We start from the raw sequence: 20859 nt of genomic DNA on the forward strand, positions 1-20859 counted from the left end.
TTCCATAAAAATTATGGAAGAACAAAGGTATCTTTACATTTCATGTATGTATACATATGTATGGTGACATTAAGATGTAGAGAAAACTGCAGTAAAAAGCAACGAAGTCGATTGCCAAAAAACGGTAATCGGCATATGGAAGTGAATTGGTAATAGGGTTCCGTTCGTGGTGTGATTGTGATCAAAAGTCAGGTGTGTGAGTAGACTTGGAAGTGTAAAAACCTTGGAGTATACTGAAATTTCAGGCTTGAAAGCTAAAATTCAGCATTATAGATGAATGGTGTGAAATTACTGGAGTCATACAGGGTGTTTTTCTATAAGTAAGCGTTAAATATGGAATATTTTATTTATATATTAAATATGGACTCGAAAAATGTCAATATCCATCCAATTCCTTTAATAAGAGAAAATGATGAGATATGAATGTTTTTGTTACATTAAGCCCCTTTCGTTAAATGAATTAGCTTCGTCCGTTCCCTGTAATCGGAACTACTTCAGTTAGCCGGGTCTACAGCGAACCATATCACAAACGGCAAGTCGGTTATAAAATCAAGGGTCTTATATCTCAGATGGGTGACAGTAGCCTGAATGACCCCGTCAATTTCCAGCACATAGCAATCATTGTGTTTAATGTTCTGACGAATGAGAGCAACATCTGCCTGAGCGGCAGGCCACTGGATTCCCAACTGCCGGATCGTTTCGTACGCTTCGTAGGTCACATACCGTTTGTCTGCACTAAGTTATCTGAATGTTCAGGTAAAATATGATGAACGAGATGAGGAGTTAAAACCTATCTGCCATCAAAGATCTATATAACAATGAGATTATCGCCTATTAGATCAGCTGCAGGAAATGACTTGGAATTCCCTTAGCCATTTTCGAATTTATGGATACCCACAGTTCGAACCGCAGCGATTATTGTTTCGTCACTTCACGAATACTCATATGTTCTTCGTTCACCAACCGGACTGCCTCCATCTTTACATCTAAGGAGTATTGCCGGAATGATTGTCCCTTTTTAGCCATGAAAAATCCCCTCCGTTCAACAAGATTAAGTCCATCTTAACAGATGTCTTTTCTCTCTTGTCTACTAGAAGGGGATAATACCACGCTGCCCTGTCCTTTTATAAATGAATAAAATCCGAATACCCCTCAATGAAAAAAGCAGCCCCTCTTGAACTGCCTTACTGCTAGTCACTTCAACAATAGGATGAGTTCATTCATGGGCTACCTCATTTACCAAGTAGCTATTCAGCGTTTTTTAAGAATTCAAGCTCTTTGACAATACCGGGAAATAATTTATCTAGATTGTAAAATGCCAGCAATAAAATTTGCAGGATAGCCAAGATAATTGGAACGTAGATAAACATAAAATGAATAGATGCTAGCGCAGTAGTACTGATTGTAGCTTGTCCACCAGCATATCCTCCCAATGCCAGTCCCCAACCGATAAGTGCCGCTCCCAAACCGCCTCCCGCTTTTGTGCCGAAACTGCCCGCACTGTACACCAGTCCTTCGGTGCGCATCCCTGTCTTCCATTCGCCATATTCAATGGTATCTGCCAACATAGCAAAGAAGGTTCCGAGAATAGCGGCATGCCCAAGCGCTTTAATAACGAGTCCCAGACAGACCGCCATCAGACTTGTGGGGCTGACGGCAATGACAAGCGATCCGACAATCAGGAGGATACTTCCGATAATGGAGGAATTTCGTTTACCGATCCGCTTGACGACGGGGGGCAATAGCATATAACCAAACAGGGAAGGAAGCAGTAAGGATATGCCGAGGACTCCAATCAGATTGGCGTCTTTTAACACATAACGTGCGTAGTAAATATTCATACCTGTGCCCAGTGCGTTATTTATAAAATAGACCACAGCAAACCCAAGGATCAATTTCCAATACTTATTACGCATCAGCGCTCCAAAAGCGCGTCCAAACGGAATTGGCTTTTGTACAACAGATGGAGTAACCCTTTCCTTGGTACTGAAGAAGGTAACGAGAAATAAAAAGGTTCCGAGCAAGCCAAATATAATAAAGGTGAAAATCCACCCTTTTTGACCGCCGCCGAATGACTTCACTAACGGGAGGGTGAAATAATTAATTAGCAAGGCACCAATATTCGCTAGACTCATACGAAAAATATTAAGCAGAGAACGCTGGTAAGAATCCTGCGTTATCATGGAATTAAGCACACCATAAGGGACATTAATGCTGGAATAGATAAAGTTCATTAGCAGATAGGTAACGTAAATGTATAGAATAGTGATCGTCATATTTCCACTTGGAACCGTGAACAAGAGAATTCCAGACAATGCAAACGGCCCGGACATCCACAGTAACCAAGGACGGGCCTTCCCGTGTCTGCTCTTCGTTTTATCAATCAAAGCCCCAATCGCGACATCAATAAACGCATCGAGTACGCGTGCAACTAGCATTAAAGTACCAATGACCCCAGCGCTGATCCCGATTACATCTGTGTAAAAATAGGACAGAAAAGTCATTGCGGCGGCAAACAGCAACTGGCTGGCAAAATCACCGAATCCATAACCAATTTTTTCTTTCAGCGTAATATTTGAACCGGTTTGCACTGAAGTCTCATTTCCCATTACAACAATATCGCTCGAACTTCTCATGCTCATGCTCCTTTTCCCTTGTTATTCTCTACAATTCAATGCCATTAAGAAAACGTTTTCTTAATCATCAAAAAAACAAGCTGAAATACCTTGAATCCAGCTGATTATTGGTAAAAACAATTGTTTTTGTCCAGAAAATACTAGAAAACGTTTTCCGGGGTTGATTATACTCTCCTTATAAACCAAGGTCAAGCGCTTTCTTTGCTCTGGAATCTTTGTTAAACTCAATAAACAATTCAATAAACTGATATAATTAATTCAATCCACTTTGAGAAACTTTTTCTAAATAAATACTTGCTTGAAAGTCGGTGTGTACAATGAAAATGACTATAAAAGATGTGGCTCGAATGGCCAACGTCTCCATTTCAACGGTTTCCAGAGTAATCAATAACAGCCAGACGGTGAACAGTGAAATACGCAAACGAGTTCAGGATGTCCTTGAAGCCACTCAATTCCGTCCAAATGCCATAGCACGGACACTGGTAAAGAATGATACATCTCTGATTGGAGTACTTCTGCCCGCGATTAAAAACAACGTCTTTGATGACATGGTTGAAGGTATCAATCAAGTAGCGCATCTATACGGCTTCGATGTCATAATCGCCTTGTCAGGCGGGGACGAGGATTCTGAAATACACTATTACAACATGTTCCGTGAAATGCAGGCGAGCGGAATTATTATATCGGTAAGCGAAATCCGGGATGCGCTATTCGCGCTCATTGAAGCGGCGGGAATTCCCTGCATCCTTGTCGGACGGGATTTTCGAGACCAATCCATTCCTTCCGTGCATGTTGACAACATAACGGCTGCTTTTGAAGCGGTAACTTATCTAATTCAGCAGGGGCATCAAGATATAGCGATGCTGCAGGGACCAGCGGGGGATATTTCAGTGGGCAATCAGCGTTTTTTGGGCTATGAACAGGCATTGAAGACCGCACACCTGCCAGTACGTGCCGAACGTGTGTTGGAAAGCGGCTTTTCAGTTGAAGACGGCATAACCTCTATGAGAAAACTTTATCATTCAGGCCCATTGCCTAGTGCGGTGTTCTGCGCAACGGACCGAATTGCCATAGGTGCTATGAACTTTCTGGCCGAAAATGGTGTGAAAATACCTGAACAGGTCTCCTTCTTGGGATTTGACGACATTGATATGGCTACAATAATCCGGCCTAAATTATCAACTGTCCGATATTCAGCATCCGAACTGGGCATGGTTGCCGCCCGCAATCTCATTAAGCTTATTAGAGGAGAAGAATTAGCAGCTGTCCACTGGTCCATATCGCATCAGTTAGAAATTCGGGACAGCATTACAAAACATGGAATATCCTAACCTTTGATGCTCCTACGCGGTTACTGGAAGTGCTTAACCGGCTGGGATGGTCTTTTCAGCGAATCCGACGCCGAATAATGGAAACGTTCTCTTGTGTTTTTCCAAAAGGGCATGATTGAGGATACGCATAAACCAGGCTCGGTTTAGTTGGCTATCATGTAGGTGAGCATTTCCGGGGAAAGTCGCCATTGCCGAAAAGGTTGCTTTCTAAGTCATTACAAGGACTCAGAAAGCAACCTTTTCATCGAGTTATTCAGCTTGCCAGATATCTTTCAATTTCCAGTATGTCAACTCATTTACTAGAGCCTCTCCGCGCTCCGCTACGAGTTCTATGCCTAGCAGTTTTTCACTCGAATAGATGCGACTTGTCATCGTAGCTTGCCCTTCATTCGCAAATATTTCAATGGATGAGCGATCCAGATATACATGTAACGTCAGCTGCCCCTCTGCACTTAAGGCTGTTTGACGTACTCCATCCGTCTTTTTGCCCGAATTAGAACAATCAAGCATAAGTTTCTGATCCGCGATAGAATAAGTGATAACCGTTTCCTCCTCACCTGTTCCGCGAAGCTTCAAGCCTACCAGGTCTGCACTTGACTTCGTCAGGTCGAACACGACCTTCACTTCAAGCAGATCCGCTTCAACTTCCGTCAAGTAACTTCCAGAAATAGCGCGATATTGGTACAAAACATGTTCGCTTTGACGAAGCAACTTCATTTCCTCTACTGGATTCATCAGCAATTTATTATTGGCGCCCAACGTAATTACACGTGGGATCGTCAGCGCTCCGGACCAGCCGTCTGCTTTCGTCGGCATATCCGATTCCCACATATCCATCCAACCAATCGCAATGCGGCGACCTTGATCATCTAGAAAAGTTTGAACCGCATAGAAGTCATGACCATTATCCAACTCGATGAACTCTCCATGTTTATATTCATTACTATCATAATTATATTCGCCAACATAATATCCCGTCTGGAACAAGTTATTGTACTTATCTCCTTGCGCATCAATACCTTGTGGGGAGAACATAAATATATGCTTACCGTTCAGTTCAAAGAAATCAGGGCACTCCCACATGAAGCCCATATTCTTATCTCCCTGCAGAAGCACACCATGATAAGTCCAAGTTCTAAGATCAGGAGATGTATATAGAATAACACGCGGCAGATCTTCTTTCGTGCTGTTACCTAGGATCATGTACCATGTATCCTCATGCTTCCATACCTTCGGATCACGGAAATGCTGGGAGCTATCTGTCGGAGGTTCAGCGATTACGGGATTCTGCCCTAGTTTTGTAAAATGAATGCCGTCTGTACTAACTGCCACATTTTGATTTTGAAAAAAGATATTGTTTGGTTGATCAATATAGTGATGGCCAGTATAGATCAATGTCAGTTCGCCGTTATTATCTACTGAGCTGCCTGAGAAGCAGCCATCGAGGTCACAAGCATCACCTGGCGCTAATGCAATCGGACAATGCTCCCAATGTACAAGGTCTTTACTCTTCACGTGCCCCCAATGCATTGGACCCCAGTTCTCATCATAAGGATGATGCTGATAGAAGGCGTGATATTCACCTTTAAATTGAATTAACCCATTGGGGTCGTTAATCCAGTTTGCCGGTGCCATAATATGATAACCTAATCGGTACCGCTTGTTCATTTTCGCTTCTGCTTGTTTTAATGCTTCCTCAGCTTGCTTCGTGTTGTTAATATATGTGCTGTTCATTTGTCTTCCTCCTATGCTGTTTTAATATGCTTGTTAGGCTTGGGTTCTAGCTTTTTCGGTTCTTTCTTTAAGGTAAAGATTGAGATGGTTGTAAAGGCGAATACGAAAACACCCATAATTACGTACGTATTTGCAAAGCCTCTAATGTCATAAGACATACCGGCGATTGGCGAGAAAATCGAAGCTCCTACCTGACTCGTAAACTGGTATCCCACCAGATATAGGATCGAAGACAGACGCGTATCGAAATTAGCAGCCAAGTACTTAAATACGGCGATCAGCATGATTGGCAGTTCCAATGCGTGGATCAATTTCATAGCTGAGATACCATAAGGTCCAATAACTAAGCCTGAACCCATGATCCGGAACGCCATCAAGAATCCTGCCAATATCAGACCCTTTTTTGCCCCAATTTTGTTGACAATGAAAGGCGCTAAGAACATCATGCCTGCTTCCAGGAATACTTGTAGAGAATTTAAATAACCGTAAACTTGATTGCCTAAAGCAACCGTTGAGAACGTCGATGAAAAGTAATTCGGGAACTGCTGGTCATACACATTGTAAATACAAGTAACGCCAAGAACATATAAAATGAAGAACCACAAATGCTTATTTGCAAACAAATAGCCGATTTGCTTAAAGTTAACAGATTCTGCTCGCTCCATCTCGGAATCTGTCATCTCAACTTTAATTGTCATCATAATGATAAACAGAATGACAGCAGATACTGATGCAATCCAGAAGTTAATGTTAGGGTTGATATTGAAGAGTTGACCAGCGAAAAATGTTGCTGCTGCCCAACCTAGCGAGCCCCACATACGAGATTTTCCGTATTCAAAGTCATATTTTCGGCTGACTTTCTCGACATAAGATTCGATGGCTCCAATCCCTGCCAAAAAAGCAATACCCAAGTATAATCCACCTACAATGGCGCCGAGAAATACATTGTATTGAAGTAACGGTCCATAGATAAAGATATAGAAAGGACCCACAAATAAGAGTAAAGAACTGATTAGAAATAAAATATGCTTCTTCAATCCGATTTTGTCAGATATATAGCCATAAAGCGGTTGCATACATAGCGCAAAGATAGCGTTTACAGTAAAGATAACACCTGTTTCAGCGCCATTCAGACTGATTTCTTGCCCTAGCCAGATGGAGAACAATGAATAACTTGCTGACCAAGTAAAGAAGAAAAAGAAGAAATAAGCACTTAGTTTCCAGTACATGCTCTTTGACTTTCTCATATCGAACGCTCCTCTAAGTTGGACATTTAATGTAAATGAAAGCACTTTCGTATTTACAGATCGATTATATGTCAACCGCTTTCATATGTCAACCGCTTGACATAAATTCAAAAGAAAAAGAGCTCTCCTCTTTGATTTCAATTACTCTAATAAGGATAGCCCATCTTATATCACAATGCTGAAAACTATGGAAATTGTGTTAAGCTGTACTAGCTTCAATAAGTTTCACTGGTAGATAGGTTTCTCGCGGGACATCACTGAATCCACCTTCAATTTCTTTAATAAGTAACTCTATGGAAGATCTCGCGATTTCCTGTATTGGTTGCTGAATTGTCGTTAATTCAGGGAGGAGATTGCGGGTTGTTTCAGTTCCGTCATATCCAATTACGCGGATATCTTCAGGAACCCGTTTTCCTCTTCTTCTTGCTTCAGCAATAAAAGACGCAGCCACCATGTCATTACTCGCGAACAATCCATCTACTTCAGGATGTTCATCGAGCAAGCGTTTAATCGGTTCATTGTGATTCTGTTGGTGAAAGGGATCATGTACTTCATAGGTAATTGCCTTTCGACCATACTGCTCCATCACATCTTCATATGCTTTTCTTCTTAAGCTTGCTGGTGTTTCCAATTCAACAGGGCCATTTATGTGAAAAATATGCTTGCATCCCTTTTCAATAAGCAGTTCTGACGCCAGTTTGCCACCCAAATAATTATCTGATCCTACAACTGGGATTGAATCGGATAGGAAGCGATCGATCGCAATGACGGCAATATTCTTCTGTTCATAATTTACGATACCTCGGTTGTGTGTACCGACGATAATACCGTCAACTTGATTTCGCATAAGCATATCGACATAAGATTCTTCTTTATCCAGCTGATTTAAACTGTTACAAAGCAACAGCTTATAGCCTAATGACGCACAAATATTCTCTATATGGAAAGTCAGCTCTCCGAAAAATGGGTTGCTTGTAGTTGGAATGATTAATCCTATCAGATTTGTTCGTTTACTAAATAATGACCGAGCTACATCATTAGGAAAATAATTTAGCTCCTGCATCGCTTTATGAACTTGATCCTTTGTTTCTTGACTGATATAGCCACGATTGTTAAGTACGCGAGAAACCGTGGTCGGTGAAACTCCAGCTAATTGTGCAACATCGTTAAGTTTTGGTTTCATTGTTTCAACCTGCCTTCTCTCCATGCCAAGTCTCCAAGTATCCTATTATTTTAACATGGTTAAACGTGAAAAAACATGTCTCCAGCATTACGTGCTGTATATGCATCGAGAATATTGTATACACATTAGCTCTTCCATTCTGCTCATATAAGCTTTTAACAAGCGTTTACATTTAAAGTCATCCCATCAATGAATTGGCTGAAGATGCTTCCAAGTACTAAGTTACCCTGCTTTCCCTCGTGTTCGATAGCGCCAAGGCGTTTTGAGATATTCTATTATAATAGCCGCTCCTGAATTTTCAGGAGCGGCTACACGCTTAATTTATATTGATTTTAAATCCATCCCCTGCTTTGCCACCCAAAACGATCAATCCCCCTTGGGGCAGAACAACCGAATTGTTATGGCTGGCAGTTGAAAAATCTACAACCGCTCCGTTTTCATCATAGACAGCGAACCCTCCACTTGTTGGAACATCAACGGTCATCGTTTTATGGGCTACGTTTTTATCTATTTTAAACCATATGGCTTGGCCATTGGATGGTATAGTGTACTGTGATTTCCCTCCTAGGATAGGTTTAATAGCATCCTCACTGATGTAGGACTGTCCATCTATGGTTAAATACTCTGAGCCATCCTTGGTAGTAAAATTCAAATCAAATGCATCTCTTCCACTCATTACTGGAATTTCAACGGCATTAACAGCTTTATTCTCATCCACAATTTTAGTACCACTTGCGTATCCCTCATGATCAACAGATATTTTTTTCGTAATAAATGATGGAGCCAAATAAAAAATAGAAGATATCTTTTCATCCAGGGCATAATAATTTTTCCCGTTTCTATGTTCCCATGCCTTTTTAACTGTAGTATTTAGAGGATTGGCATCAAGCTTTTGATATTCATAATTTACCATAACCATTTGACCTAATCCCGGAAAGTTTAAATAGAAGTTAGCCTTAATATACGTATTTCCGTTTTTTTGTTTGTCAAAGCTTATGGCTACACTGCCATCACTGCTTTTGAATGCTCCATTGCCTGCATACACATATTTTTGCGCCGGGACGAGTCCATCCAGAAAAGCTGGTAACTCAAACTCTCCATTTTTAATCTCTACATTGATGGTTGTACCCACAGTGCCATATAATCCAGAATAAGAAAGCAAGTCAGATGGCATTTCCACTTTTACAGGAGGTTCAAATGTTTTATCCGGTAGAATGTCTTTAATGATGCCCTTGTCTTTTAAATGCTCCAATAAAACATTAGAAGCAAAAATACTATCTAGGATGGAAGACCCTCCAGATGAAAGCACAGCCATAGAGATATGATGCTCTGGTAGGGTGATCAAGACAGAGTGATACAAAACAGTGTCTCCCCCCTTGGACAACGCAGTTATTCCGTAATCACTAAATGGTGCCAAACGAACCGCGTCCCAGCCAAGGCCATAATTAAAGCTGTTTGTCTCTTCAGATACCCAGATTCCTTTTCGATATTCATGGCTTTGCATGGACTTTGCTGATTGTTCAGATAAAATATCAGTTCTATTCCCTGTTAATACTTCTGCAAACTGGGTCAATTCTTCTGCGGTAGAGTATAAGCCCCCTGTCCCGATGACATTGGCATTTTCAACGGGTAAGGCTCCCTCAATCGCAGGAAAATAAGTTTTGGACAGCTTTTGTCTATCAAACTGATCGAGTGGTGTTTTCGTAGAGTTCAAACCCAAAGGGGCACTAACATGCTTTGCCAGAAATTCGGTATAACTTAGACCACTCACCCGTTCAACCAATATTTCAAGCAATTGAAAACTATCATTACTATATACAGAATATTCGCCGGGGTTGGATTTTAAAGTTTCTGATTGTAATCTCAGTAAGAGCTTATCATGATTTTCTGTATCATTGTCATTAAATAACATACTATTTTTATAGTGAGCACCGTAAAGGCCTGACGAATGATTTAACAGCATACGCGGTGTGATTTTTTTGTATCTTTCATCAGCCATTGTAAAATCCTTAATGTATGTTGTTAGTGGCTGATCAATATCTACCTTATGGGCATCTACCAGCATCATCGTTGCAGCAGATACAAACATTTTGCTTGTAGAGCCTATACCGAACATCGTATCGTTAGTGATTGGCTCGTTGGTTGCTTTATTCTTTACACCCACGCTATCCGATAATACGATGTTTCCATGGTCCATAATGGCATACTGCACACCGCTAACACCGTATTTGGATACCAGCTCCGAGGCCAGATTACGCGCCTTTTCCTTAATGGGTTTAGGATTGTCTTGAGCAAAAGCATTCGTCATCGGCAGTACAAAAAGCATGGCCGAAATGAACACAGCTATTATTTTCTTCATACCATATTTCCTCCTCTTATAGGTTCCCAGATTTTATTTCTGGACTGATCATACAATGAACGAGGATTCCATATAGCAAAGTCATCCTAAAACGAAAAAAACAATCCCTAAACAGCATTATGTTTAAGGACTGTCCTTATAAAATGGCAATAAAACCATATTATTGAATATTTTATTTTTCGTTTCAATGGTCATGTTTCCACCGTATCTGTCACATATTCTGGATATATTCGTTAAGCCAATACCATGAATATCCGGGTTTGATTTTTGACTATGCAAATGGGCAACTTCATTCTCCATATGATTCAGAATGTGAATGAAAAGCGCAGATTCATTGGATTGTATTTTAATAAGAATGTACCTATCATCCGCAATTTTGATCTTTTTAGATGCTTCTATGGCATTATCCAGCATATTACCCAGAGCGACACACAAGTCATAACGTTCAATACTTACTTTTTGTGAGTATAAGTTGAGCTGGGTATCCACCTTGATGCCATTGGCCTGAGCAATATTAAGACTATTTGTGACAAGAGCATCTATAACCAGATTACCGGTGTTAACCCTCTGATAGGCTCCTTCGATTTTATTTAATGTGACCTTAATATGTTCACTTGCCTCAGCTAATTCATTTCTCTTGATACATTCGTCAATATACAAAAACTGTTGGTGTGTGTCGTGAATGATTCTTTTCATATTTTTAAAGCTGTGAACCGTTTTTTCATAGTTAGCATCTTGGTAGTCCATCTGATGTTGTAGTTGAGCATTTTCATGCATTAACTGGAATTTTTCAATGACATTATCGAAGATGTATATGATAAAAACATTTAAGGAAATAAAGCCAATAATAGATACAAAATAATACATATTCTTCTCACTATAAACAGATAACACATTGACCTGGTATATACTTATAATAGGAACGATTAGAAATAAAATGTAATAACGGGCATGCAAAGGGAAGGTTCTGCGTTTGGCAAATAATCGTATAATCTGAATGACAGCAAACATGATAATACAGCTGAGTAACATAACCTTAGAAAATATCAAGTGATCTTGACTGCTCAAATGGCTAAGGTTGCTAACTTTAACAGAGTCTACAGTATATAAAATATAAAGAGATATAAAATTAACGATGGTGATCAACACAGCATAAAGGATGGAAAAAATGATCTTTGTCTTTATTTCCACAGTATAAGACTGAGCCAAGCTAAATATGACAAATAACGCCAAAATGGAGGAAAACGTAGGAGACAGATAAACACTTAAATATAAAAAATTCAGCAGCCCGAAAATAATGAAATACATCATTCTGTTCGGCTTTCGACTGGACTTATCAAAAACCGAGTTGAAGTAAAAATTCACCTGAAAGCACATCACCAAGACAACACATAGGTTAAGAAACAGGGAGTTATATTCCATCATATTAATGCATCTTCATGATCATAAATTTGGTATATAGATCTTTAACTTCTTTTATTTTAGAACGTCCAATAGGCAACTTCACATCATTTGACATCAGAACATCACCGCCAGCAAATTTTTTGACATGAATTAAGTTTATAATAATCGAACGATGAATTTGCAGAAAATTATATTCCTTTAATGCTAAAGCATAATCTGAAAGAATCCCTTTGCTATCATAGGTTTGTGTAGAGGTTACAAAATGCAGTTTGTTTTTTATGGTCAAGCTTTTGGCCACTTCAATACTAATGATATCATCATATTTTAAAAGCACTTCTTCATAAGCTGACTTGATGATAACGAATTTTTTATCAAGAGATTGAAAATACTGACACAGTTTTATCATTTTTTCCTCAAAGATATGGGAAGCAATCGGTTTTATTAAGTACTGAAAGGTAACTACGTCAAAGCTTTCTAGCATATATTCGGGATAGCTCGTTAAAAAAATGATCTGTTCATCAAGGTGACGTAAACTCCTTATTTTTTGAGCTGTTTGAATTCCGTTCATGCCGTTCATTTCAATATCCAATATTAAGATATGGAATGGCAATTCATGGTTTAAATAATGAGCTACCAGCTGTTCTCCTGAGTTGAATAACTCAATTTTAAATTCTATATTTGTTTTGATGGATAAAGCAATCAGCATATTTTTAACAAGCTCTCTTTGCTTGTACTCATCATCGCAAATAGCCACTCTATACATAAATACCATACACCTCTTCCCCATTGCATGTTGCATGGAATTATAGTCTGAACAGTATACAATATTTTAATATTCTATACATAGCTTTTGGATAAAACGCAAATTCAAATCCCTTAAATGCGAGTTATTGTGTAAGAGCACAACTTGTGATTTATTAGGAGGGTAGGAATTGATGTATTAGCAGAACGACGACTTTCACACATAAGACTTATTGGAGGAAATTATGGAGAACAAAAAGTATAATTAATCAATTCATCTATCTGGATATTATAAAAATTAGTAAGCAAAGTAATGTAAGTCTTAAAGAAATTAAAGCCTTATTTGCTAAAGCCGATACTAATTACCTTAAACTTTACTTAGAGCAGAAAAATGAAGAAATTTATAAAGAAATAAAGAAATTAGAGGAACTTAATAAACGAATAGAAATATTAAGGACAGCTATTCATTCATCTGAAGATGAACTTATGAACAATGGATTTAACATTCAGACATTTGAAAACAGATACTTTTTAAGTTTACCTACTCAAGGTGGACTGACTTTTAGCTTAAAGTTTGTATTGTCGAGTTTGCCGATAGGTAGATTAAATACAGTTACTGCTTCATCAAGACGGACAAATCCATTAATGATCATAGAATCCATAGTTACTCATTGTGTCTGTATACACATAAATTTTAGTTGCTTTTGTATCTCTTAAGTAAGAGATGAGTTCATTAAATAATTTTTTCCCTACCTTTTTTCCTCTAGCTTTTTCAGAAACAGCAAAGAATTCTAAGCAACCCTGAAACTCATCTTCTTTTCCTCTAATTAACTTACTGTATGCCTCATTAGTCATAGAGGTGAGTTCAACAAATACTTTTCGTTCTATGTCATTTAGATTTAAGAGTTGTAGTAATTCACTTGTATAATCTTCCTGAAGCATTCTATAAGATGTTGTTTCACCAACTCTTGAACCAAAAATTACACCAATGACTTCTCCATCTAATGTAGCTACTCTTCCAAAAGTACTTTTATTTAATATTGGACTTATGAACATCATTGTAACTGCTGCATTTATCACGCCCTCATCCTCTATAAAATCCTTTGCGTTCCAAGTATCCGCAATAATTGCTTTAATAGGTTCTATATCTTTTTTTCTAATGTCTCTAATATCTAAGTTCATTTTGATTCCTCCTTTTAATTGATTAGCTTACAAATTGAGTTTAATGTATCCCCTAATGGGGAGAGTCAAGTATTTAATGCAATGCTTTTTTTTAACTAACCGTTTAAATAGTTATGTTAGACTGGTGAGAACCAAAAAATGCCGGACTCTATTACAAGGAGTCCAGCATTTTCAGGTGAAACTCATATAAATCTTTATGTTCAATTGAAATAATTGATTGCTTTATGGTGCTTATATTTTCTGAGCTATTGAGGGTATTTCAGTACGACTCTAGCCAATCTAACTCAAAATCAATCAACAATACACCTGTTATAGAAATACTTAATTACTTAGAGAAAAATTATATGACTTGTACTTTAATTTCCACAGCTAAGCATTTCAATTTTCATCCAAACTATCTAAGTAATTTAATTAAAAGAACTACCAATAGATCTTTTTCAGAAATTATATTACTTCAAAAGTTAACTAGAGCATCTATCTTACTTGAAAATAATGACATTCCTATTTATGGGATTGAAAACGAAATAGGTTATAACACCAAAAGAATTTCGAGACAATTCTATTTCTAAATCTATTCAAAAATTTAAGTAAAATCACTTATTTTTTTGCAGTTTTTCATACCATCATTATGTTAACTAAAAAATCCCCTAGCAGGTCTATTCAGCTATCTCCCCCTGAACACGCAAAAGCAGCCCTACAGGGCTGCCTCTTCTGCTGTAATCATACTAATTGCTCGTATATTTTACCCAGTCATATTCGGCATACAATGGATTGACTCCGTTATATGGACCTAACCAGCTATCTACTCCGGTGCCATTCCATAAATTCATCATAATTTGGCCTGGCGTTTTCGGTATGTTCGTAGTTGCCGTATGCTTTAGAACCCCGTCAACATACCACTTAATGTATCCTGGCTGCCAATCGAATGCATAGGTGTGGAAGCCACTTGATGCATCAAAACCCAGATCGACAACCTTCTCATGACCACCGACCCCGTTTGTATAATAGTTAAATTGCACTTTTGTTGTGTCTTTTCCTAAAAATTCAATATCTATTTCATCCCATTGCGTGCCATTAGCAGGTCCCGTATATGTGAAAAAGGAAGATACGATTCCTGTATTTTTAGCAGGCTTCATGTTGACCTCGTATAAGCCGTATCTGTAAGTATTCTTCGAACGATACTCTCCGCCGTCAAATTTATTATACGCAGAACTCGTTAAGCTAAGCTTCATTTTGCCATCGTTAGTAAAATTGACATTATTGGCACGCCAAGTGCAATTAAACATGTCCCCATTGGAATATCCATCTGCCTTTTGCCATGTACTCGGATTATAATAACTTAATGGTTCCCAGAACACATTGGCCGCAAAAGCGCTTACCGAAAAAAACAGAGAAACTATACCCGTGATCACCAGTGTAAACCAATACTTCTTCTTCATAAATACACCTCCAAGAATAATTTCAAATATGAATAAAGTTGTGGAATGCGGTTTCCAGCAACGTGATACAGTCTGCCAAAAACCAATTAATAGAGCTTGCCTGGACATTTCACCCGCCGATTGCGCTCGCTTGGAATAACAGGCGGATCTCTCGATTTTACAAAAGGTCCAGAACAACTACTGTTTCGACGAGCGATCATAACGAAAATTCAATGAAATCCACGTAGGCATCCCAAGTGCCGTCATCGCTCGTCAAGGTGAGTTTGACCTCCTGATCTCCGATAGCGTGAGTAATATTGGACAAGGTTTTGACAGTCGGCGTTTTGCCTGTGAAATTGAAGGAACCTACAGTTGTTCCTCCAATAACCAAGTCCACCTTGGCCGTACCAGCATTGCTTGAAGCCCCCCGCACTGAGATATTATGCGTAGGGTTGGCAAAATACTGTGAATATGAAGTGTAGTCAGCATTGGCATACAAGGCGACTCCGTCAAACGGTGCACTGATCTTGCCTGCATGAGTGCTGCCAATATTCATATTCTCGGCTTCAACCTTTGTTACCGTATTTTCCCCCGTGTTGGGAGTGAATTGCCAGGCATCCAAATTCAACAGATTACCGTTACTTGACCCGGTAAACACCAGATAAACGTTGTGAACTCCTGTTGCATTATTGATCGTGGTCTCTACTTCTCTCCAGGTTTGCATACCTCCAGTTGATGGCACTTTCAAGGAACCGACTAGAGGACCTGTTTCACTGTCAAGCCGTACTTCAATATTGCCACCGACATTTGTGGCCACATTAGCTTTGAACGTCTTCGCTCCGGTAGAGCCAAAATTAGCCTTTCCAACAGCGATCCAGTCCCCATTATGGATGTTGGTCACATTCAGATTGCCAATCGGGCCGCCGCTGGCTTGCGTGGGTTCGGTCGCAATGCCTGCTTGCCAGGCAATGGTCTCCGCTTCAACTCTGGTATACGGGTTCATATTGGATAGCTGCGCGATTCCTGTCATACTCCCTTGCACCTCAGAGATGCTTCCGTCCTCCTTGTGCACCAGCTTATTAATATGCGGAGAGCGATAGCCTTTTCCATCTCCAATTTGAGCTTTGCTGACCGTTTGGGCATGGTATACGACATACCATTCATTCTTGAAATTAAATACAGCATGGTGGTTGTTGCCGCCAACGCCGAAGAACGTATACGGATTTTTCAGGAAATGACCTTTATAAGTGAAGGGACCCATCGGGTTGTCGCTAACCATATAGCCGATTTCACCAGCAGGGTACTGTGGAGGGTGTGTTCCGGCAAAGTTGATACAGTACGAATAGTAGTATTTGCCGTTGTACTTATGAATACCGGAATCTTCAAACAGGTAAGGAGCATCTATAGTGGTGGCACTTCCAATAACGCTTGTCATATCTGCGCCTAATTTGATGACTCTGGCGGTTTTCGGATTTGCAATGGAAGCCGGATCGGATTCATTAGGAATTCCGCCACCGCTATACAGGTATCCCGTGCCATCATTATCTACCAGTACAGCCGGGTCAAAAAGCCAAGTCACGCCAGCCATCCCAGGTGTACTATGTGTCACAAGTGCTTTGCCAAGGGGATCTGTCCAAGGTCCGATAGGCGTGTCCGCTGTCAGGACACCAATACCTGCTCCCCCATTGGCGAAATATAAAAAGAACTTGTCTCTACCATTTATTTTTTTATGCGCAACTGCTGGAGCCCAGGAGTTAGAGGCCCATTTGGCAATGCCTCTTCCACCGTTTTTGTTGTTGGCACCTGCGACTGGTATCGTTCCGTGATCCGTCCAGTTCACCATATCTGTGGAGGATATGACCTGGATACGATCCAGCTTACTAAAGTCGTTCTCTTTAATCGATCCATCCTTGTTATACACGTACGTATCACTTGACATGTAAATATACACTCTTCCATCATATACCAATGAATACGGGTCAGCTCCCAATTTGTGATCCATTAGAGGATTGGAATTTCCAGGTAGTTTAGCCAGTGGTCGATTGGCAGCATCTACATTTAGCATGGGAAAGACACTCAGCAATAAAGCGAAGGAAAGAAATAAAACTAGACATTTTCTAATCATAACATAACCTCCGTTTTTTATATGGTCTAAAGCCGAGCTATCCGTAAATATATCAAATTTATGGATATGCTCAGACCTTTACCCGTAAGGAGAATGACGTGAAGAATGGTAAGAGATAGAATCGCTTTGAAATCGCTTACAAAGTATTGTTTGGAAACATTCTACAAGAGGAGTCACTAAATACTTATCTCTGTCCTTATGATGTCAGTATTAATTTAATAAAATATAGAAATATAAAAAATTGAGTATTAATATGTAATTGGATATAGAATAATGGATTTATTTGGGATAATCATACCATACTCTATCAAATATAACAATATCATTCTAATTTAAAAAGAGCACACCAAAAGGGATGTAACCTTGAATTTGATTGTAGCCGGGCAAATTAAAGGCAGACTATCTGGTAGGATTAGTGAGCAAAAGCTCTTCTGCCCTACTTGGCTTGATTTTGTTCATATTAAGAGAAATTGCAGCACCGGTAAACGGAATTGTGGTGGGCAATCTGCAATTTACATGGGGTTGGTTATTGCATAAGGTCCCTAGGGTTTTATCATTTATAAATAGTCCAGATCACAAGCCTGGATCGTTGTAATATTAGAAAAAAATACTTAGCAGGCAAGGGCCATCGGACGGAGCCGCTGTCCTTGCCTGCTAAGTGAAATCATTTTTTTTAGAAAAATGAAAACTAATTTAGAAAATAAAATCGATGGAATCGGGCGAGAAGCCTTCTGCTTGCTCGTCCGAGTTTACCTGAAGATCGCTTAATAGCAAATCTGGATTGGCTCCAACCTGTGACAGGATCGCTATCAAATCTCCGGTTAATCGTTCAATAGCATCTGCGCCAAACAGCTTCGTGCAATATTCAAAGGAACCCTTGATCTGCCCGTCTTCATCACTCATAGACAAGGTCAAATCGAATTTGGAGGTCCTGTGTTCCTTAACATAAGGACTAAAGGATAGTGTTTCAAGTTGCGCTTCCTGCGACTCCGTATTTTCCAGTACAAACACAGTGTCAAACAACGGGTTACGGCTTGCATCCCGCGCTACATCCAGCTTTTCCACCAGCTCTTCCAGTGGATACTCCTGATGCTCGAAGGCTTGCAGCGTACGATCTCTGGCTTCCAGCAAGTAGTTATGGAAAGTTTGGTTGCCCTGCGGCTGGTGCCGGATGGCTAGTGTATTGACGAACATGCCGATCAGCGGCTCCAGTTCAGGCAGCAAGCGGCCTGCTACCGGCGTACCGATGATCAAATCGTCCTGACCGCTGTATTTGGACAGCAGGACGGTGTAGGCGCTCAATAGCACCATATACAATGTGCTTCCAGTCTGTGCCGCTATCCGGTGCAACTGCTCGGATACATTCGGGGCCACGGTAAACTCATACATTGCCCCCTCGAAGCTGCGAACAGCAGGTCTAGGATAAGCAATCGGCAGATCCAGTACCGGTAATTCCCCGGCTAAATGCTCCAGCCAGAACTGTTCCCGGCGCTGGTAGGACTCACGCTGCATTTCCTGCTGCTGCCACACCGCATAGTCCTTGTACTGAATTTGCAGCGGCTCCAAGGCCTGTCCCTCGTACAGTTGTCCCAGCTCCTGCACGATATGGTTAGACGATACACCGTCAGAAATAATATGGTGCATGTCGTACATCAGGAGATGGCGCTCGGGTCCGGTTTGAATAAGACGGACACGCAGCAGCGGTGCCTGCCGAAGATCGAAGCTGCGTACAAAGGACTCGATATACACTTCCGCTTCGGACTCACTGGCCTGCAGGCGTTCTACGACAAACTCCACTTGATCGTAAATCCGCTGAACAACCTCGCCGTCCACCATTTCAAAGGAAGTTCGCAGCGTTTCATGACGGGCTACTAACTGACTGAACGCTTCCTCCAGTCGATCTGCCTGAAGCGGTCCCTCCACTGTTAATACACCCGGCATATTGTAGCTGAGATCCCCACCTTCCAGATGGCTCAAAATATACAGTCGTTTTTGCGCCGAGGAGACAGGATAGTAAGACTGTTTCGTCGCAGCAGGGATCACCGTATAGGTGTCTGTACCGTGCGTTGCGATGAGTTGGGCTTGCTGCTCAATCGTAAAGTGCTGGAACACCTCACGAAGTGTCATTCGACTGTCCAGTTCCTGATGGATTTTAGCCACCAGCGTCGTTGCCCGCAGGGAGTGTCCACCCACATCGAAGAATGAGTCGGTGACGCCTACGCTGGACAGCTTCAATACATCCTGCCAGATTTGCGCTAGCTTGGCCTCCAGGGGCGTCCGCGGCGCAACATACTCCAGACCTCCTTCAAGGCGTGCTTCCGGTGCTGGCAACGCCTTCCGGTCGATTTTCCCGTTTGGCGTCAGTGGGAAACGATCCAGTTGTACCACATACGTCGGGATCATATAATCCGGCAGCTTTGGCTGCAGCGCATTCCGCAGTTCCGGTAAACTCAGCGACTCCGAAGATACGATATAGGCACACAGATCCTTGTGTCCGTCTTCGTTTTCCCATGCCGTAACCACGGCTTTTTGGATACCGTCCACGGTCAGCAGCTGTGCTTCCACCTCGCCCAGCTCGATCCGGTAGCCGCGGATTTTCACCTGGTGGTCGATCCGGCCCAAATACTCGATACTGCCATCCGGCAGCCACCGTGCCAGGTCGCCCGTTCGGTACATCCGGTTTGCGAAAGTGCTGTTCGCTTGATCAGCGGCCGTCGCATCAGCGAACGGATTCGGAATAAACTTCTCAGCCGTCAGTTCCGGCAGGTTGAGGTATCCTCGTGCGATACCTGCACCTCCGATATAGAGCTCACCCGCGATACCAATCGGCACCAGCTGTTGCTGGTTGTTCAGGATATATACTGCCTGGTTCGCTATCGGCGTTCCGATGGATACCGTATGCTCCCCTTTTTCCAGCAGTACATGCAGGGACTCTACATCTTCAATCGTATAAGCCGTCGCATCTACCGTCGTTTCGGTCGGACCATACACGTTCGTAATGACCGGACGATACCCGGACCACTTGTGTAGGAACACCTTTACCAACTGCACGGATAAGGCTTCGCCCCCGATCAGGTAATGCTTCACATCCGGCGCTTCTGTCACATTGACGCTTTCGTTCAAAATATGCAGATGCGCTGGTGTACCGTCCGACAGATCGATTCGGTGCGTGCGATAGTAGGCGATCAAATGCTCTCCGCTCAGGCTGACGTCACGGGACACCACATGCAGGGTGTGGCCTAGCAGCAAGCTGGCAAAGATTTGCTTCACTGAAGCGTCAAATACAAAGGCCGACAGCCATGCGATGTGAAGCGGCTGATCATACCGGCTGTATACGCGCTCGTATAGAGCCTCTACCAGATTGCTGACACTGCCCTGCTCGATCATGACTCCTTTCGGCTGACCGGTTGTACCTGACGTGTAAATCATATAGGCCAGGTTGTGCAGGCCGGAGACAGGAACCAGGTTGCTTGCATCCTGTGCTCCCAAGTGAGCCTGT

13 protein-coding genes are annotated in these 20859 nt (G+C 41.3%); 1 reads left to right on the forward strand and 12 read right to left on the reverse strand.

Going from position 1 to position 20859, the window contains the following annotated elements; all coding sequences use genetic code 11:
• Positions 1-494: 494 nt before the first annotated feature.
• Positions 495-719, reverse strand: a complete 225-nt coding sequence (locus ACU1JV_RS17020) for a hypothetical protein (protein ID WP_013371223.1) — start codon at positions 717-719, stop codon at positions 495-497.
• Positions 720-1247: 528 nt separating this feature from the next.
• Positions 1248-2636: an MFS transporter gene (locus tag ACU1JV_RS17025; RefSeq protein WP_040103719.1), complete on the reverse strand. Its 1389-nt coding sequence runs from the start codon at positions 2634-2636 to the stop codon at positions 1248-1250.
• A gap of 317 nt (positions 2637-2953) precedes the next feature.
• Between ACU1JV_RS17025 and ACU1JV_RS17030 the strand changes: the two genes are divergently transcribed.
• Positions 2954-3967 carry a LacI family DNA-binding transcriptional regulator gene (locus ACU1JV_RS17030; RefSeq protein WP_413986160.1) on the forward strand — a complete coding sequence of 338 codons (1014 nt, stop codon included), beginning with the start codon at positions 2954-2956 and terminating at the stop codon, positions 3965-3967.
• A gap of 249 nt (positions 3968-4216) precedes the next feature.
• On the opposite strand, the gene ACU1JV_RS17035 is transcribed toward ACU1JV_RS17030, so the two are convergent.
• From ACU1JV_RS17035 to ACU1JV_RS17080, 10 genes are all read right to left on the reverse strand, one after another.
• Positions 4217-5686: a glycoside hydrolase family 32 protein gene (locus tag ACU1JV_RS17035; protein ID WP_413987568.1), complete on the reverse strand. Its 1470-nt coding sequence runs from the start codon at positions 5684-5686 to the stop codon at positions 4217-4219.
• A gap of 26 nt (positions 5687-5712) precedes the next feature.
• Positions 5713-6948, reverse strand: a complete 1236-nt coding sequence (locus tag ACU1JV_RS17040) for an MFS transporter (RefSeq protein ID WP_040103721.1) — start codon at positions 6946-6948, stop codon at positions 5713-5715.
• Positions 6949-7147: 199 nt separating this feature from the next.
• A complete protein-coding gene (locus ACU1JV_RS17045) occupies positions 7148-8131 on the reverse strand; it encodes a LacI family DNA-binding transcriptional regulator (RefSeq protein WP_025677743.1) in 984 nt (327 codons plus the stop codon).
• Between the two features lie 316 nt (positions 8132-8447).
• Positions 8448-10490, reverse strand: a complete 2043-nt coding sequence (locus ACU1JV_RS17050; protein ID WP_165084605.1) for a serine hydrolase domain-containing protein — start codon at positions 10488-10490, stop codon at positions 8448-8450.
• Positions 10491-10613: 123 nt separating this feature from the next.
• Positions 10614-11915: an ATP-binding protein gene (locus ACU1JV_RS17055; protein WP_165084607.1), complete on the reverse strand. Its 1302-nt coding sequence runs from the start codon at positions 11913-11915 to the stop codon at positions 10614-10616.
• Position 11916: 1 nt separating this feature from the next.
• Positions 11917-12657, reverse strand: coding sequence for a LytR/AlgR family response regulator transcription factor (locus tag ACU1JV_RS17060; RefSeq protein ID WP_025677748.1), 741 nt, complete (start codon positions 12655-12657; stop codon positions 11917-11919).
• A 620-nt stretch (positions 12658-13277) separates the two neighbouring features.
• Complete coding sequence (locus tag ACU1JV_RS17065) at positions 13278-13817, reverse strand: GNAT family N-acetyltransferase (protein ID WP_058830773.1); 540 nt, start codon at positions 13815-13817, stop codon at positions 13278-13280.
• A 725-nt stretch (positions 13818-14542) separates the two neighbouring features.
• Complete coding sequence (gene bglS / locus ACU1JV_RS17070; RefSeq protein ID WP_013371213.1) at positions 14543-15256, reverse strand: beta-glucanase; 714 nt, start codon at positions 15254-15256, stop codon at positions 14543-14545.
• 196 nt (positions 15257-15452) lie between these two features.
• Positions 15453-17360: a carbohydrate-binding protein gene (locus ACU1JV_RS17075; protein ID WP_413986159.1), complete on the reverse strand. Its 1908-nt coding sequence runs from the start codon at positions 17358-17360 to the stop codon at positions 15453-15455.
• 693 nt (positions 17361-18053) lie between these two features.
• A partial coding sequence (locus tag ACU1JV_RS17080; RefSeq protein ID WP_446724606.1) for a condensation domain-containing protein occupies positions 18054-20859 on the reverse strand: 2806 nt, incomplete at its 5' end.

This window comes from Paenibacillus sp. T2-29 (assembly GCF_052921365.1).